The sequence below is a fragment of the Mammaliicoccus fleurettii genome (genome assembly GCF_003970575.1).
Taxonomy (GTDB): domain Bacteria; phylum Bacillota; class Bacilli; order Staphylococcales; family Staphylococcaceae; genus Mammaliicoccus; species Mammaliicoccus fleurettii.
The window spans coordinates 1-2,331 of record NZ_RXWZ01000165.1; the positions used below are offsets into that span (position 1 = coordinate 1).

At 29.3% G+C, this 2,331-nt stretch carries 3 protein-coding genes; 1 reads left to right on the forward strand and 2 read right to left on the reverse strand.

The window, feature by feature from the left end; all coding sequences use genetic code 11:
* Positions 1-59: 59 nt before the first annotated feature.
* Both CD129_RS11365 and CD129_RS11370 read right to left on the reverse strand, forming a co-directional pair.
* Positions 60-899 (reverse strand): protein rep, encoded by an 840-nt coding sequence (locus CD129_RS11365; protein WP_115337973.1) that lies wholly within the window; start codon positions 897-899, stop codon positions 60-62.
* 238 nt (positions 900-1,137) lie between these two features.
* The gene (locus CD129_RS11370; RefSeq protein ID WP_050971104.1) at positions 1,138-1,320 is read right to left on the reverse strand and encodes a hypothetical protein; all 183 of its coding nucleotides are present in this window, start codon (positions 1,318-1,320) and stop codon (positions 1,138-1,140) included.
* Positions 1,321-1,382: 62 nt separating this feature from the next.
* Between CD129_RS11370 and CD129_RS11375 the strand changes: the two genes are divergently transcribed.
* Entirely contained in the window at positions 1,383-2,027 is a 645-nt protein-coding gene (locus CD129_RS11375; RefSeq protein WP_115337969.1) for a hypothetical protein, read from the forward strand.
* Positions 2,028-2,331 lie beyond the last annotated feature (304 nt).

Genomic DNA, 2,331 nt, shown 5'->3' on the forward strand with positions numbered 1-2,331 from the left:
GTTAAATTGTTTATATCTGAAATAGTTCATACAGAAGACTCCTTTTTGTTAAAATTATACTATAAATTCAACTTTGCAACAGAACCAAAAATTTGATAGATATATTCAGTTGGATCAATCTCTTTTAAATAATCTAAATCGCCATTTTTTAATAACTTTCTCGACTCTTTAAATAATCCCGAATACACCAATACCTGCTTACCTTTTAAAGAACTATAATACGCGTCGAATACTTTTTGATTACTTAAATAATCACTATCTTTACCCGAATATTTAGCCATTTCATAAAGTTCTTTGTCATTATTAGCCTTAACTTTCTCAATATGAACTTGTGTAATTTCTGGAATTCCCGTCACATCTCGCCATAAATTTAACCATTCTTTCTGGCTAATATAAGATTTAGTGTCTTTGAAATAAGATTTGTTAACTGCAATTAAAACGTGAAAATGGGGATTATAATCGTCCCGCTCTTTGTTATATGTAATCTCTAATTTCCTTACATAACCCTTAATAACACTATTAACTTGTTTTCTTTTAATTAATTTTCTAAAAGACTGATTATAATGCTTAATTTCATTTTCCAATTCATTTTTAGATACATTAGGTGTCGTTAACGTTAAGAATATAAACTCTTTTTTATGTTCTTTTTGTACATGCTGCATCATCAAAGATAAACCTAATGCGTCTTTTCTCGCTTTACGCCATGCACAAACCGGACAAAATCGATTCTTACATGAATTTGCTTTATATAACTTATTTTTTTCTAACGACTTATCTGTCACAAAAGACAAAAAGGTATTACATTCCCGTACCAATGTCATTTGATTTTCCCCCACATGTCGCTCTATGAATTTCTGAAACACTTGATTTCTTAGTTTCTTCTCAGTATACTTATCCATGTTATATAACTTAAAAAAACAACTTAGTTTTCACAAACTATGACAATAAAAAAAGTTGCTTTTTCTCCTTTCTCATAATGTTTTTAGATTCGACACCTAAAACACTACATGAGTATGCTGAGAAAAGCAACTTTTTTTGTATTTGAAGCCAGTCATATCAATACTTCAAGGGTAACTAGCCTCGCCGGCAATAGTTACCCTTATTATCAAGATAAGAAAAAACACAAAACAAACGCATTTAAAAACTTATTATTTGTTGCCAATAAAAAAATAAACCAATAACAATCCCTAAAAAAATACCAACAATAACTATTTTTTTAAAAGATACACGTTTATCTACAGGATTTATCAAATTATTAAAAAACACTCCTATACCTATAGATAATAAAATTATTATTAAAATAATAAATAAGGCTTCCATTTATTTCCTCCTTAATATATATTAGATTTATCAGTTACTAATAAAAAGGAGTACAACTAAAAATGATAAAAACTAAAATATTTATTTATATCGCTTTAATACTTATCACTAGTTTAATTATACCAACACAATATGCTTCAGCAAATAGCAACAACAACGAAGATGAGTTGAACAAACAAAAAGCAGTAGACCATGCAATGAATCAAATTCTAGAAAAAACAAACAATGAAATTAAAGAAGGAAAAGAAAATATACATATTTCTCAATATGTTCCTGAAATAAAAGATAATATCAGTGTAGAATTTAAAGTAGAAGATATTCCAGAAAACACAACAAAAGAAAAAAATATAAGTGTATATAAAGCTGCAAAGGCAAAAAAACCATCTGGTCGAAAAAATTACTCAGGTTCAGTAAACGCTTGGGGATTTACTCATCAACTAAGAGGAACTTTTGTTTATGGATCAGGAAAAGTTAAAAGTGCAACAAAACAAGTATTAGCTAGTGGTGCAACATATACTCATACAAGACCTTCAAAAATAACTAAGTTAGACCCAAGTGTTTGGTCTATAAGTAGTACTTCAAAACATAAATGGTTAGGAAAAGTAGGAAAAGTATCAGGTCTAGGATATACTAGCTATATCACTGTAGAAGTTTACGGAAGTGGAACATCTAGATTAAAACAAGCAACTTACAAAACAGGCTTATAAAGAATTAAATTTATTCCAATTTCCTTTTTGAATAGAAACTTTGAACCCTAAAAACCCAAAGCGTGTCAATCGTTCGGTTTAATAGCTAGCGCTATCCGAACGCTTGCGCTTTAAGTTTATTTTAGGGTTCTTTTCTTTTTCAAAAAGTTTTCTCGGCATAAAAGACAACAAACCTTTTTATACATTTCTTACTTTGTATTTTGATGTTTTTAACTTCTTTTCAGATTCTCTGCTAAGAGCATAAGGGGACACAATGCCACTCCGTGTCACTCAGCATAGCTGAGGTGTCTTCTTATGCTTTATA

Excerpts from the sequence above, each read along its gene's own strand:
- CD129_RS11375 (WP_115337969.1), top strand. The coding sequence starts at position 1,383 with ATGATAAAAACTAAAATATTTATTTATATCGCTTTAATACTTATCACT.
- CD129_RS11365 (WP_115337973.1), bottom strand. The coding sequence starts at position 899 with ATGGATAAGTATACTGAGAAGAAACTAAGAAATCAAGTGTTTCAGAAA.
- CD129_RS11370 (WP_050971104.1), bottom strand. The coding sequence starts at position 1,320 with ATGGAAGCCTTATTTATTATTTTAATAATAATTTTATTATCTATAGGT.